This window comes from Ureibacillus chungkukjangi (assembly GCF_044795995.1).
Classification (GTDB): domain Bacteria; phylum Bacillota; class Bacilli; order Bacillales_A; family Planococcaceae; genus Ureibacillus; species Ureibacillus chungkukjangi.
In genome coordinates this window covers 3,436,446-3,448,583 of record NZ_CP085009.1, presented here as the reverse complement: position 1 = coordinate 3,448,583, position 12,138 = coordinate 3,436,446, and the positions used below count along the sequence as shown (strand labels likewise).

General features: G+C 41.4%; 10 protein-coding genes, 2 rRNA genes and 1 riboswitch. Of the genes, 8 read left to right on the top strand and 4 right to left on the bottom strand.

Annotated features, from left to right (window positions below):
* The first annotated feature begins 90 nt into the window (after positions 1–90).
* Positions 91–3,013: ribosomal RNA gene (locus tag LG296_RS17070) — 23S ribosomal RNA — on the top strand.
* Positions 3,014–3,142: 129 nt separating this feature from the next.
* Positions 3,143–3,258, top strand: a 5S ribosomal RNA gene (rrf, locus tag LG296_RS17065).
* A 203-nt stretch (positions 3,259–3,461) separates the two neighbouring features.
* Here the strand turns inward: rrf and LG296_RS17060 are convergent.
* From LG296_RS17060 to LG296_RS17045, 4 genes are all read right to left on the bottom strand, one after another.
* Positions 3,462–3,941 (bottom strand): PepSY domain-containing protein, encoded by a 480-nt coding sequence (locus LG296_RS17060; protein ID WP_107935935.1) that lies wholly within the window; start codon positions 3,939–3,941, stop codon positions 3,462–3,464.
* 103 nt (positions 3,942–4,044) lie between these two features.
* On the bottom strand, positions 4,045–4,776 hold the full coding sequence (locus tag LG296_RS17055) for a PepSY domain-containing protein (protein WP_107935933.1): 732 nt from the start codon (positions 4,774–4,776) through the stop codon (positions 4,045–4,047).
* A complete protein-coding gene (locus LG296_RS17050) occupies positions 4,773–6,149 on the bottom strand; it encodes a cell wall metabolism sensor histidine kinase WalK (protein ID WP_107935931.1) in 1,377 nt (458 codons plus the stop codon). The genes LG296_RS17055 and LG296_RS17050 overlap by 4 nt, the downstream gene beginning before the upstream one ends.
* Positions 6,139–6,855, bottom strand: coding sequence for a response regulator transcription factor (locus LG296_RS17045; RefSeq protein WP_107935929.1), 717 nt, complete (start codon positions 6,853–6,855; stop codon positions 6,139–6,141). Before LG296_RS17045 ends, LG296_RS17050 begins: the two co-directional genes overlap by 11 nt.
* A 265-nt stretch (positions 6,856–7,120) precedes the next feature.
* On the opposite strand from LG296_RS17045, the gene LG296_RS17040 reads away from it, so the two are divergent.
* From LG296_RS17040 to purS, 6 genes are all read left to right on the top strand, one after another.
* Complete coding sequence (locus LG296_RS17040; RefSeq protein ID WP_107935927.1) at positions 7,121–7,309, top strand: NETI motif-containing protein; 189 nt, start codon at positions 7,121–7,123, stop codon at positions 7,307–7,309.
* 289 nt (positions 7,310–7,598) lie between these two features.
* Positions 7,599–7,698: riboswitch (purine riboswitch) on the top strand.
* A 270-nt stretch (positions 7,699–7,968) separates the two neighbouring features.
* The gene (gene purE / locus LG296_RS17035) at positions 7,969–8,457 is read left to right on the top strand and encodes a 5-(carboxyamino)imidazole ribonucleotide mutase (RefSeq protein ID WP_107935925.1); all 489 of its coding nucleotides are present in this window, start codon (positions 7,969–7,971) and stop codon (positions 8,455–8,457) included.
* On the top strand, positions 8,454–9,578 hold the full coding sequence (gene purK / locus LG296_RS17030) for a 5-(carboxyamino)imidazole ribonucleotide synthase (RefSeq protein ID WP_107935923.1): 1,125 nt from the start codon (positions 8,454–8,456) through the stop codon (positions 9,576–9,578). The genes purE and purK overlap by 4 nt, the downstream gene beginning before the upstream one ends.
* Positions 9,579–9,592: 14 nt before the next feature.
* Positions 9,593–10,888, top strand: coding sequence for an adenylosuccinate lyase (purB, locus tag LG296_RS17025; protein ID WP_107935921.1), 1,296 nt, complete (start codon positions 9,593–9,595; stop codon positions 10,886–10,888).
* Positions 10,889–11,175: 287 nt separating this feature from the next.
* The gene (gene purC / locus LG296_RS17020) at positions 11,176–11,886 is read left to right on the top strand and encodes a phosphoribosylaminoimidazolesuccinocarboxamide synthase (RefSeq protein ID WP_107935919.1); all 711 of its coding nucleotides are present in this window, start codon (positions 11,176–11,178) and stop codon (positions 11,884–11,886) included.
* 2 nt (positions 11,887–11,888) lie between these two features.
* The gene (purS, locus tag LG296_RS17015; protein WP_107935917.1) at positions 11,889–12,137 is read left to right on the top strand and encodes a phosphoribosylformylglycinamidine synthase subunit PurS; all 249 of its coding nucleotides are present in this window, start codon (positions 11,889–11,891) and stop codon (positions 12,135–12,137) included.
* Position 12,138 lies beyond the last annotated feature (1 nt).

The window sequence follows — 12,138 nt, the reverse complement described above, 5'->3', positions numbered from 1 at the left end:
GCGAGCGAACACCGCAGTGTACTTTAGTACATGAGGATGTGAGTGAGTGCAGTTGACACAGTATAACGATGTGGATTGGAAGCCGAACTAGGTTAAGTTATTAAGGGCGCACGGTGGATGCCTTGGCACTAGGAGCCGAAGAAGGACGGCACTAACACCGATATGCTTCGGGGAGCTGTAAGTGAGCTTTGATCCGGAGATTTCCGAATGGGGGAACCCACTGTTCGTAATGGAACAGTATCTTGACGTGAATACATAGCGTCTTGAAGGCAGACCCAGGGAACTGAAACATCTAAGTACCTGGAGGAAGAGAAAGAAATTATTCGATTCCCTGAGTAGCGGCGAGCGAAACGGGAAGAGCCCAAACCAAGAGGCTTGCCTCTTGGGGTTGTAGGACACTCAACATAAGAGTTACAAAGGAATGAGTTAGACGAAGCGACCTGGAAAGGTCCGCCGTAGCGGGTAAAAGCCCCGTAGTCGAAAGTTCATTCTCTCTTGAGTGTATCCTGAGTACGGCGGAACACGTGAAATTCCGTCGGAATCCGGGAGGACCATCTCCCAAGGCTAAATACTACCTAGTGACCGATAGTGAACCAGTACCGTGAGGGAAAGGTGAAAAGCACCCCGGAAGGGGAGTGAAATAGATCCTGAAACCGTGTGCCTACAAGTAGTTAGAGCCCGTTAATGGGTGATAGCGTGCCTTTTGTAGAATGAACCGGCGAGTTACGATTACGTGCAAGGTTAAGCTGAGAAGGCGGAGCCGTAGCGAAAGCGAGTCTGAATAGGGCGAATGAGTACGTGGTCGTAGACCCGAAACCAGGTGATCTACCCATGTCCAGGGTGAAGGTGAGGTAACACTCACTGGAGGCCCGAACCCACGCACGTTGAAAAGTGCGGGGATGAGGTGTGGGTAGCGGAGAAATTCCAATCGAACCTGGAGATAGCTGGTTCTCTCCGAAATAGCTTTAGGGCTAGCCTCGTGATTGAGAATACTGGAGGTAGAGCACTGTTTGGACTAGGGGGGCATCTCGCTTTACCGAATTCAGACAAACTCCGAATGCCAGATATTTATACACGGGAGTCAGACTGCGAGTGATAAGATCCGTAGTCAAAAGGGAAACAGCCCAGACCACCAGCTAAGGTCCCAAAGTAATCGTTAAGTGGAAAAGGATGTGGCGTTGCTTAGACAACCAGGATGTTGGCTTAGAAGCAGCCATCATTTAAAGAGTGCGTAATAGCTCACTGGTCGAGTGACGCTGCGCCGAAAATGTATCGGGGCTAAACGATTCACCGAAGCTGTGGATGGAACATCTTAGATGTTCCGTGGTAGGAGAGCGTTCTAAGTGCGTTGAAGTCAGACCGGAAGGACTGGTGGAGCGCTTAGAAGTGAGAATGCCGGTATGAGTAGCGAAAGATGGGTGAGAATCCCATCCACCGTATGACTAAGGTTTCCTGAGGAAGGCTCGTCCGCTCAGGGTTAGTCGGGACCTAAGTCGAGGCCGATAGGCGTAGACGATGGACAACAGGTTGATATTCCTGTACCACCTCCCCGCCGTTTGAGTAATGGGGGGACGCAGTAGGATAAGATAAGCGTACCGTTGGTTGAGTACGCCCAAGCAGTAAGGCGTGGAAGTAGGCAAATCCGCTTCCTGTAACGTTGAGCTGTGATGGGGAGCTCTTATGAGCGAAGTATCTGATTTCACGCTGCCAAGAAAAGCCTCTAGCGAGGCGGGAGGTGCCCGTACCGCAAACCGACACAGGTAGTCGAGGAGAGAATCCTAAGGTGTGCGAGAGAACTCTCGTTAAGGAACTCGGCAAAATGACCCCGTAACTTCGGGAGAAGGGGTGCTCTCAGCAATGAGAGCCGCAGTGAATAGGCCCAGGCGACTGTTTAGCAAAAACACAGGTCTCTGCAAAACCGTAAGGTGACGTATAGGGGCTGACGCCTGCCCGGTGCTGGAAGGTTAAGAGGAGGGGTTAGCGCAAGCGAAGCTCTGAATTGAAGCCCCAGTAAACGGCGGCCGTAACTATAACGGTCCTAAGGTAGCGAAATTCCTTGTCGGGTAAGTTCCGACCCGCACGAAAGGCGTAACGATCTGGGCACTGTCTCAACGAGAGACTCGGTGAAATTATAGTACCTGTGAAGATGCAGGTTACCCGCGACAGGACGGAAAGACCCCGTGGAGCTTTACTGTAGCCTGATATTGAATTTTGGTACAACTTGTACAGGATAGGTAGGAGCCAGAGAACTCGGAGCGCCAGCTTCGAGGGAGGCGTCGGTGGGATACTACCCTGGTTGTATTGAAATTCTAACCCATGCCCCTTAGCGGGGCAGGAGACAGTGTCAGGTGGACAGTTTGACTGGGGCGGTCGCCTCCTAAAAGGTAACGGAGGCGCCCAAAGGTTCCCTCAGAATGGTTGGAAATCATTCGTAGAGTGTAAAGGCACAAGGGAGCTTGACTGCGAGACCTACAAGTCGAGCAGGGTCGAAAGACGGGCTTAGTGATCCGGTGGTTCCGCATGGAAGGGCCATCGCTCAACGGATAAAAGCTACCCCGGGGATAACAGGCTTATCTCCCCCAAGAGTCCACATCGACGGGGAGGTTTGGCACCTCGATGTCGGCTCATCGCATCCTGGGGCTGTAGTCGGTCCCAAGGGTTGGGCTGTTCGCCCATTAAAGCGGTACGCGAGCTGGGTTCAGAACGTCGTGAGACAGTTCGGTCCCTATCCGTCGTGGGCGTAGGAAATTTGAGAGGAGCTGTCCTTAGTACGAGAGGACCGGGATGGACACACCGCTGGTGTACCAGTTGTCTTGCCAAAGGCATCGCTGGGTAGCTATGTGTGGACGGGATAAGTGCTGAAAGCATCTAAGCATGAAGCCCCCCTCAAGATGAGATTTCCCATTACGCAAGTAAGTAAGATCCCTCAAAGACGATGAGGTAGATAGGTTCGAGGTGGAAGTGTGGTGACACATGGAGCTGACGAATACTAATCGATCGAGGACTTAACCAAAATCTTGAATGCAATCAATGTCTTTATCCAGTTTTGAGAGAACAAGCTTCTTTCAGAAACAAATAGGAACTTCGCCTAAGAGCGCAACGTCCATGTTGCAAAGGCGAAGCCAGCACATCTATGTGCAAGTCTAGTGATGATGGCAAAGAGGTCACACCCGTTCCCATACCGAACACGGAAGTTAAGCTCTTTAGCGCCGATGGTAGTTGGGGGCTTCCCCCTGTGAGAGTAGGACGTCGCTAGGCAACGAAACCACTGATTAATCAGTGGTTTTTTTATATTCAAAAATAGCCCAACTATTATTAAAGCCGAAGGTTCATCGGTGCGTATAAGAAAAAGAAATACTGTACATGAGTATCTGCTCGACACTAGACGTCGAAGTTAGCTGCTATGTTACAAATTGAAAAGGGAGTAAACCGTGTTGTTTTACTCCCTCATTATCTATAGATTAATTATCATACCTGTTGTCATCGTTATCATCAAAATCATCATCATACCAGTCATCATCATCAAAATCATCGTCATCATATTGATCATCAAAATCATCATCATCCCCATGAGAATATTGATAAGGTACTGGATGATCTTTAGATGCGCTGTTTGAATTTATATTCGTATTAGGCTTAGACTTTTTAATATCATCTTTTGTTTTCTTTAGTAATTCACCAGTCAAGGCGTTGAATTTTAGGTCATGCTCTGCATCGGCAGTTACTATTTCTACTTCATAAAGAAGTGCAGCCCCTTCTTTTTCTAATTCAATTTCAGTGATTTTTCCATCTACTTCTGCCAATGCTTTTTTCTCTATTTCATTTTTTGTTAATTCTTTAGAAGAATTAGCAGAACCAACTAGGTTGTCACCAGATACGGCGATTACTCCTCCAATACTCATTATTCCTAATAAAGCAGGTACTAAAATTATCTTTTTCATGTGTTCTCTCCTTAAACTTATTTGATACCTTTATAATACTGGCGGTAAATTATAAGAAGGAGAGAGAAAGATTAGGATTCCATTAGAATACTATGAAGCTTTTCTAATCATCATCGTCACTATCGTCGTCCTCTTTAGTCACAGACATCACTTTTCCAGAAACGGCATGTATTTGAAAGATGGATTCTTGATTTTCTCCGTCTATTTCAACGAGATAATAGCCTCCATCATTAGCCGCCTCATATACTACATATTCCACTGTGCCATTGAGCTGGGATAGGGCAATTTGTTTTGCTTGTTCACTAGAAAGTATTGATAGTGTATGATTATCAGATGTGTTTGGTTGTTTCACTTCTTCAGACAGTATTTCACCTGTAATGGCATGCATAACTACTGTTTTTAAATTTTCCTGTTCTAATATCTCAACTATATACTGAGGCTGCTCTGCAGCATCTTGATAGCTTATAGAATGAATAGAACCTTTTTGGTGAGCCATTATTAAAGCTTGAATTTCCTCCTTTGTTTTCACATTAGTTAGAGCATTAGGTAATTTGTTGTCATTCTTAGTTAATTGAAGGATGCTGCCGGTTTGTGTATCGATTTGAAAATCATAGGTTAGATTATTTCGAACGACAGAGATATAGAAAATATCGTCCTTCTCTTCAATCGATTCCACAGAGCCTCCATAGAGGTTAGTAATCATCTGTGAGGCTTCTTGTACAGTAAGCTCGGCTGTGGACTCAAAAAAGCGATCATGAATAAGCCAAATGACAAAGGCGGTAACGGTTATCATCAGGATGACTAAAGCAATCATCCCTTTAGTGTACTTTGTCATTTTTGCTCCTCCTGCTTAGCTTCTATTTTGAAGGGAATTAACAGTGTGAAGCATGCTCCTCCACCTAATTCACTTTGAACGTTAATAACGATTTGCAGCTTCTTAGATAGCTCTTTTGCAATTGCAAGACCTAACCCTGAACCACCCGTTTTTCTGTTCCGATCCTTACTTACCCGATAAAAACGGTCAAACAGATGAGGAATCTGCTCTTGTGCTATTCCTTCACCAAAATCTTGAATAGCGATAGAGATTGATTTTTCTTGCTTCCTTGTAGTGATAATAATTTTATCTTCACTATATTTTCGTGCATTATCCAAAATAATAAATAAAAGCTGCTTTAGTTTTTTTCCGTCTGTTTGAACGGATAGATGTGAATCTCCTTGTATTTCAAATGTTCTATTATAGGCTTGGTGCATTTGGGATACTGTGCTTTCAAGAAGTAAGGAGACGTCTACCTGATTAATAGAAAGGGAGGCATTCTCTTTATTCTTCGCTAGCTCTAGCATTTGAACGATTAAATCATTCATGCGGTCCGATTCATATGCGATTGCTTCTAAGGCTTCTTGAGCTACCTTTTCATTCGTAAAGCCTCTTCGTAACAAAAGCTTCGCATAGCTTTCGATTACTGTAAGAGGGGTTTTTAGCTCATGGGAAGCATTAGATACAAATTGTTCCTGCTTTTTGTAGTTTGTTTCAAGAGCCTCCATCATTCCATTAAATGTTCTCCCAATTTCAGCAAGCTCATCTTTACCAGCCTCTGCTTTTTCAATTTTTTCATAGGTACCAGTCGTTCGGCTTTTCTTCATAGCTAGATTTAGACGGTCTAATGGCTTTAAAATGATGCGGCTTAGTGCCATATTGGAAAGTAAAAGAGGGATGGCTATTATAGTTGTAACAGCGATGAGAATTAGCTTTAACAACTCAGCATTATTCGCAACTTCAGTTAAACGCTGTAATAGCTGTAATTTAACAACACTCCCATCAATCCAAATGGCAGGGGTTTCAATCATAATGACAGGAGTGCCTTCTATCTCTCTTTTGGCATAGTTTTCATCTTTCCCTAATTCCAGCTTGATATTTTCGATTTCCAGTGAAGCATCAACTGAACTCAATTGTTTTCCAGACGCATCTAATAGCCGAATTGCACCATCTGTTGGCATATAAGCACGTAGAACTATATATGGATCAGTTACTGCTACATCGGTTAATTGATTAAAAGACGTTAAAAGTTCTTCTCCTCGCACTTTTAATTGCTTATATTCAGTATTGATAGCCAGCTGCTCATATAGCACATAAACACCGCTATTCATTAATGCCAATAAAATCAGCATAAGCAAAGTAGTGATAAGATGGATTTTTGTCCTAAGCTTCATGATTGGACTCCTTTAAGACATAACCAACGCCTCTCACAGTCTTTATAATAGCTGTAGGGTTTACCGACTCTAGCTTTTGACGAATATAACGAATATAGACATCTACTACATTGGTATCGCCAAAGTAATCAAAGCCCCACACAGCCTCCAGGATTTGCTGCCGTGATAAAACCTGTTTTGCGTGTTTAAGCAAATAGAGCAGTAAATCATACTCTCGTGGAGTTAACTCAACCGGCTTTTCAAAGTAAAGCACGTCACGGGTTTGCTCATGAATAGAAAGAGGTCCATAGCTTACTAGATGAGTATCTTTTTCATCAGCCAGTGATTTAGGGTTTTTCATCTTAGAAAATCGAATAGAATTTCGGATACGTGCTAATAATTCATCGATTTCAAAGGGCTTTGTTACATAATCGTTTGCGCCGAGATCTAATCCCTTGACCTTATCATCAACCTCACTTTTAGCAGTTAGTAAAATGACCGGCGTGTTTTGCTCTGTAGCACGGATTCGCTTTAAAACGTCCAAACCATGCATCTCAGGTAACATCAAATCAAGAAGTATTAAATCAAAGCTTCCCTCGCGATACTTTATTAAGCCACTCGTTCCTGTATGAGCAACATCTGCCTCATAGCCCTCAAACTCTAACTCCAACTGCAGAACACGGGCAATATTCTCTTCATCCTCGATAATTAAAATTTTATCAGTCATCTTATCAGCTCACTTTTTTCTTCTTATATAAAATCATACATAATCTCCATTAGAAATTAATGAGAAAACCCCACTTTTATGAAAATATTTGTTATATATTTTGGAATAATCATTTCAGCGATGTTAAGCTGAAAAATATGAAAAAGGATATCCATTTTGAATGCAACTGTAATAGGTAAATTAATAAAGAATTTAAATACTTTATCAGAAATGACGATTTAATATTTGTTATGATTGTTACTACAATGATTGAAAGGAATTAAGCATGGGAAAAAAACAAATTTGGTTTGAAGTTGAAGAAAATGAAACAATTGATCAATGTCTAGAGCGTATGAAGGAACAGGGATATATGGCAATGGGACGTAAGGAAGAACCGGTATTTCACATTGTGGACGGAGAGCCGACGTATCTACGTCAAAAGATTATGTTTAAGGGGATTTTGCTAGAAGAATAAGGAGACTTTTAACCTAAATACGAACATTACCGTTTTCTGAAAATTTATCGTTCGCATTTTACCGTTGATTTTCTTCTGAAGGGTTGTTAAAATGTGAGAAGGAAGTAAAACTTCTAAAAATATTGAAAAATACTATTTTAGAAGATTAGCCTCTAGCATGGTCATGTAAGTGCTTGAAACAAATCACAAGACAATGATTGCAGAGGACGTGTAAGTAAGTAAGTAAGTAAGTAAGTAAGTAAGTAAGTAAGTAAGTAAGTAAGTAAGTAAGTAAGTAAGTAATTTAGTCACCATTAAATATGATATCCCACATATATGCTAGAGAATATGGCTCTAGTGTCTCTACCCGACACCGAAAATGTTGGACTATGCGGGAAAGCGAGCTTTTGGTATATAGAAAGGTGTGGGTGTGTACTATGTTCACTTCATTCTCTTTCAATCTTATGTCCTCAAGTAATCTGCTTTCTTCGTGTAGGAGAGAGTGGATTATTTGAGGGCTATTTTATTGTTCAAATGGAAAAGTGTTAACAAATTGATGTAAACTATCAAGCTTAATTGGCTAGATAGTCATTCCAGAAAAAATTGATTGAAATATATTTAGTTTTAAAGACATTAAAGCGTAATCGTAAAGAAGAGCGAAGATTGAAGGAGAGATTGAAATGAATCCAAAAATCGGTGTTATTATGGGAAGTTCTAGTGACTGGGAAACGATGAAGCATGCATGCGATATTCTTGAAGAGCTACAGGTGCCTTATGAGAAGCAAGTAGTTTCTGCGCATCGTACGCCCGATCTTATGTTTGAATATGCAGAGAACGCTCGTTCAAGAGGAATTCAAGTAATTATTGCAGGTGCAGGTGGAGCGGCTCATTTACCAGGAATGGTTGCAGCTAAAACAACTTTACCTATTATCGGTGTACCGGTCCAATCAAGAGCGTTAAATGGATTGGATTCATTGCTATCAATCGTACAAATGCCAGGTGGTGTACCAGTTGCAACAGTTGCAATTGGAAAAGCTGGGGCAACAAATGCAGGACTATTAGCAGCTCAAATTTTATCGATTACAGATAATGAGTTAGCAGCAAGACTGGATGCACGTCGTGAAGCCATTAAGGCGCAAGTATTAGAAAGCACGGGTGACTTATCATGACAAAAATGATTTTCCCTGGACAGACAATCGGCATTATTGGTGGTGGTCAATTAGGCCGTATGATGGCTCTTTCAGCAAAAGAGGCTGGATATAAAATTGCTGTACTTGAACCAGCGATGGATTCGCCTTGTGGGCAAGTTGCCGATATTCGAATTGTAGCTCCTTTTGATGATGAGGCTGCATTAGAAGAGTTAGCAGATGTTAGTGACGTAATTACGTTTGAATTTGAAAACATAGATTATGAAGGCTTAAAGAGGTTAACAGAGATTGCATATGTTCCACAGGGTGCTGAGCTAGTTCGCATCACTCAGGACCGTGTAACAGAAAAGGCTGCAATTGTAGAAGCTGGTTGTCCTGTTGCACCATACATAGTAGCAAAGAATTACGACGAGTTATTGAATCAAATCGACAAAATTGGCTATCCAAGTGTTGTGAAAACCTCACGTGGTGGCTATGATGGTAAGGGTCAACAACTATTAACTTCAAAAGATGATTTACCATTGGCAAAAGAGCTATTTGAGCATTCGCAATGTGTTGCTGAAGGTTTCGTTCCTTTTGAAAAAGAGATATCTGTCATTGTTCAGCGAAATGGACAGGGGGAGACGTATTGTCTACCTGTTGGGGAGAATATCCATGTTCATCACATTTTGCATGAAACGATTGTACCTGCACGTATTGCTGATGAAACTTACAACAAAGCGGTTGAAGCTGCGAAGAAAATAGCAGATCATCTAGAGCTTGTTGGTACATTAGCTGTAGAAATGTTTGTCTTAGAAAATGGTGAAATTATCATTAATGAGCTTGCACCTAGACCTCATAATTCAGGGCATTACTCCATTGAAGCTTGTAATGTATCTCAATTTGGTCAGCATATTCGAGCGATTTGTGGATGGCCACTTCGAGCACCAAAGCTTATGAAACCATCGATAATGGTGAATGTTCTAGGTCAGCATGTGATGCCATTAAGTAATTCTATTTCTAAGTATCCTGGTTGGTCCATCCATCTTTATGGGAAGACTCAAGCAAAAGTGGATCGTAAAATGGGGCATGTAACGATTTTGACAGATAATATTGACGACACACTTAAAGAAATCGAGCATTCTGGCATCTGGTCAGAATAAAAGGAGAAGAAAACATGATCGAACGTTATACACGTCCGGAAATGGGCGCAATTTGGACAGAGGAAAACAAATTTAAAGCTTGGTTAGAAGTTGAAATTTTAGCTTGTGAGGCATGGGCTGAGCTTGGGGACATTCCAAAAGAAGACGTAGCATTACTTCGTCAAAACGCTTCATTTGATATTAATCGTATCTATGAAATCGAAAAAGAAACGCGTCATGATGTAGTAGCCTTCACTCGTGCGGTATCTGAAACTTGTGGGGAAGAACGTAAATGGGTTCACTACGGTCTAACTTCAACAGACGTAGTTGATACGGCTCTATCATATCTAATCAAACAAGCAAACGTAATCTTACGTAAAGATATCGTGAACTTTATCGATATCTTAACTAAAAAAGCAAAAGAGCATAAATACACTGTAATGATGGGACGTACTCATGGTGTACATGCTGAGCCAACGACATTTGGTTTAAAGCTTGCATTATGGCTTGAGGAAATGAAACGTAACCTTGAACGCTTTGATACTGCTGCACAGGTAATTGAAACAGGTAAAATGTCAGGAGCAGTTGGAACTTATGCCAACATCGATCCATTCGTTGAACAATATGTTTGTGAAAAATTAGGTCTACAAGCTGCACCAATCTCGACTCAAACATTACAACGTGACCGTCACGCGCAATACTTCTCAACTTTAGCTCTAATTGCAACTTCTATTGAAAAGTTTGCAACAGAAATTCGCGGCCTGCAAAAATCTGAAACACGTGAAGTAGAGGAAGGATTTGCAAAAGGTCAAAAGGGTTCATCTGCAATGCCGCATAAGCGTAACCCAATCGGTTCTGAAAACATGACAGGTATTGCTCGTCTATTACGCGGATATATGTTAACAGCTTATGAAAACGTATCTTTATGGCATGAGCGTGATATCTCACACTCTTCGGCAGAGCGCGTAATTATTCCAGATGCAACTATCGGATTAAACTACATGTTAAACCGTTTTGGAAACATCGTGAAGAACTTAACGGTATTCCCTGAAAACATGAAACGCAATATGGATCGCACATTCGGATTAATTTACTCACAACGTATCTTGCTTGCATTAATCGATAAGGGCTTATCACGTGAGGAAGCTTATGATACGGTTCAACCACTTACTGCTATTGCATGGGATGAACAAAAGCAATTCCGCCCATTAGTAGAAGCAAACGAAAAAGTTTCTTCTTTATTATCAAAAGAAGAGATTGATGACTGCTTCGACTATAACTATCACATTAAAAATGTAGATATGATCTTTGAACGTCTTGGACTAAACTAGCATATTCATTGAAGTAAACTTCAATGAATATGCTAAGCCTCCGGCGGATGCCACAGATTTTCAAATGAAGTTTAAAGAGGAAGTTAGCCTAAAATCGTCGCGTCCTACGACAACGGCTAACTGACCTGCATCGTGCAGGCCTAAGCTCGATAAAATCTGGGCGAGCAAATACGCCAAGGCGAATTTGATTAAATGATTAACTGATTTTCGCTAGTAACCATTGATAATAATCATTCATCTTCCATACTAAGTGGGAGATGAATGAAAAATAATTGGAGGCACGCGTCATGAATAAAGGTCAGCTTTTATATGAGGGGAAAGCAAAACGTTTATACCAAACAGAGCAAGAGGATGTTTTGTTCGTTGAGTATAAAAATAGTGCTACTGCATTTAACGGTGAAAAGAAGGCAGAGATTGCTGGAAAAGGTATACTAAACAACCGCATTACAACTGTAATTTTCGAAAAATTAAAAACGCAAGGTATTGATTCACACTTTGTGGAGCGTATCTCTGAAAACGAACAACTAGTTCGCAAGGTTGATATTATCCCAATCGAAGTTGTGGTTCGTAATATCGCTGCGGGCAGTCTTGCGAAACGACTTGGGTTTGAAGAAGGAACACCGCTAAGCCGTACGATTGTAGAGTTCTACTATAAAGATGATGCCTTAGGAGATCCAATCATTAATAACGAGCATATCGATATTTTGGGGATTGCTACAAAGGAAGAAGTCGGAATTCTCTATGAACTAGGTTTAAAGGTTAATAGTGTTCTTCAACCAATTTTTGAAGAAGTCGGCGTTATTTTAGTAGACTTTAAGCTTGAATTTGGCCGTGATAAGGATGGAAATGTACTCTTGGCAGATGAAATTTCACCAGATACATGCCGTCTTTGGGATGCAGAAACAAAACAAAAGCTTGATAAAGACGTGTTCCGTCGTGATTTAGGTAGTTTAACAGATGTATATGAAATTATTCTTGCTAGACTTGGAGGAAAATAGAAATGACTAAAGTTAAAATTTACGTTACATTACGCGAAAGTGTACTTGATCCACAAGGGTCAGCTGTACAAGGTTCATTGGTGAAAATGGGTTACAACGAGGTTCAGGATATCCGTATTGGTAAATATTTAGAGGTTGTAATTGGTGATACAGAGCGCGATCTAGATTCTCTAGTAAAAGAAATGTGTGAAAAGCTTCTTGCAAACACAGTGATTGAAGATTACCGCTACGAAGTCGAGGAGGCTAACTAAT

Coding starts and splice junctions, on each gene's coding strand:
- LG296_RS17060 (WP_107935935.1), bottom strand. CDS start 3,941: ATGAAAAAGATAATTTTAGTACCTGCTTTATTAGGAATAATGAGTATT.
- LG296_RS17055 (WP_107935933.1), bottom strand. CDS start 4,776: ATGACAAAGTACACTAAAGGGATGATTGCTTTAGTCATCCTGATGATA.
- LG296_RS17050 (WP_107935931.1), bottom strand. CDS start 6,149: ATGAAGCTTAGGACAAAAATCCATCTTATCACTACTTTGCTTATGCTG.
- LG296_RS17045 (WP_107935929.1), bottom strand. CDS start 6,855: ATGACTGATAAAATTTTAATTATCGAGGATGAAGAGAATATTGCCCGT.
- LG296_RS17040 (WP_107935927.1), top strand. CDS start 7,121: ATGGGAAAAAAACAAATTTGGTTTGAAGTTGAAGAAAATGAAACAATT.
- purE (WP_107935925.1), top strand. CDS start 7,969: ATGAATCCAAAAATCGGTGTTATTATGGGAAGTTCTAGTGACTGGGAA.
- purK (WP_107935923.1), top strand. CDS start 8,454: ATGACAAAAATGATTTTCCCTGGACAGACAATCGGCATTATTGGTGGT.
- purB (WP_107935921.1), top strand. CDS start 9,593: ATGATCGAACGTTATACACGTCCGGAAATGGGCGCAATTTGGACAGAG.
- purC (WP_107935919.1), top strand. CDS start 11,176: ATGAATAAAGGTCAGCTTTTATATGAGGGGAAAGCAAAACGTTTATAC.
- purS (WP_107935917.1), top strand. CDS start 11,889: ATGACTAAAGTTAAAATTTACGTTACATTACGCGAAAGTGTACTTGAT.